The following is a 1,707-nucleotide window of genomic DNA, read 5'->3' as shown; positions in this document are numbered from 1 at the left end:
GAGGGTTGTCCGGTGAGTGGCAGGCGCTGGTGGCGGCGCTCGGCGCGGTGCTGGCGGCGGGCTCGGCGTGGCGCCGGCCCAGGGGCCCGTGGCGTACGGCGGCCGTCGTCGAGGCGTGCGTGCTGGCCGCGCTCGCGCCGCTGCCGCTCCGCGCGGCCGTCGTACCGGCGCTCGTGGGCCCGTACGAGTGGCTGACCCATGCCTGGACGGGGGCGGCGGAAGGGGCTCGTGAGGCGCTCAGCCCGTCCGGGGCGACGGCGTGGCCGGCGCAGCCGGTCGTGGTCGTGGCCGTGCTGGTCCTGGCCGGGGTCGCGGGGACGCTGGCCGCCTGGGCGCGCTGGGGCAGGCCCGCCGCGCTGGGGGTGGCCAGGGTCGTCTTTCCGCTGGCGGCCACGACGGTGCCGGTGGCGGCGGACCTGCCGTACTGGGCCGCGCTGGTCTTCCTCGTGGCGCTCACGGCGGGGCTCGCGCTCTGGTCGGCGGCGAGCCGGTCGGCGGTGGGGAGCGCGAGTCTGTGGACGGCGACGCTGGCCGTGTCCTGGTCCCTGGCCGACCGTACGGCGACGCTGGCGGTGCTGGCGGCGATCGTCGTCACGGGGCTGCTGTGCGCCATCCGGGGGAAGGGTTCGCCGGTCACGGGTGTGGCCTCGTCGGTGACCGGGCTGGCCGTCGGGGCGGAGAGCGTCGCGGCGGCACTCGGTGGCGGGCTCGGCCAGGGGAACGCGGCGCTGATCCTGCTGCTGGTGGCGGTGCTGTTGTCGCGGGCCGCGGCGCTGCCGGCCCTGCCCGCCGCCGTCGCCGGGCCGATGGGCGGTACGGCGCTGGCGCTGTGGGTCGTCGCCATGGTCCTGTCGCAGGACGTGGCGCGGCTGTCGCTGGTGCTGGCGGTCGGCGCTCTCGCGCTGGCGGGCGCGGCGGGGCGGCTGCCGGCCGGGCGACGGCCGGGCGCGTACGTGCTGGCCGGAGTGGTCTCGGTGGGTGCTGTCCTGCCTCATCTGCCGCTCTGGGGCGGTGTGTTCGGGCGGCCGTACGCGGGGATCGGCTATCCGTGGCGGGAGGAGTTCGCCGGGTGGACCTGGCTGCCCCGGGCGCTGGACGAGTGGCCGGGTGCGCCGTTCGCGGCTGCCGCGTTCGAGCTGTCGGGGGTGGAGACCGCGCTGGGGGTGGGGGTGTTCGTGACGGCCGCCGCCGTGCTCACCGCCCGGGGGCTGCGCGGGCCCCTCGCCGGCCGGGCCGCGGCCACGGTCGCCGTGCCCGCGTGCCTGGTGCTGGTGCCCGCCGTGGCGGACCTGCCGTACCCGTGGGTGCTGGGCTTCGACGGGGCGGTGCTGGTGGCGCTGGTGGTCCAGGCCGCCACCGAGCCCCGGGCGGGGAAGGCCGGGAACGGCGGGAAGGGCGGGAGCGGCGGTAAGGCCGGGAACGGCGGTAAGGACGCAGCCGCCGAGGTGGTCCAGGTGGCCGCCATGGCCGGGGTGGTGGCGGTGGTGTTCGGCGGTCATCTGGTGGTGTGGTCGCTGGATGTGGCGGCGTACACGCTGGTGGTGCTGGCCGGGCTGGCGGTGCTGGGAGTCGCGGCCGGGGTGGCGGCGCGGAGCGAGGTCGTCCGTACGGGCGCCGCCGTCGCGGCCACGCTCGCGGTGGGCGGGCTGGCGGCGGCCTCCGCGCTGGCCGCGGGGTTCCGGGTGGAGGAGGCGGCCTTCGGGGTGC

The 1,707-nt window shown here is 78.4% G+C and carries 1 pseudogene; it reads left to right on the top strand.

The features are described 5' to 3' along the window. Nucleotides 1-1,707, top strand: a pseudogene (locus ITP53_RS55210) (hypothetical protein); the annotation flags it as partial.

The organism is Nonomuraea cypriaca (assembly GCF_015645445.1).
GTDB lineage: Bacteria > Actinomycetota > Actinomycetes > Streptosporangiales > Streptosporangiaceae > Nonomuraea > Nonomuraea cypriaca.
This window is presented reverse-complemented; position numbering and strand designations above follow the sequence as displayed.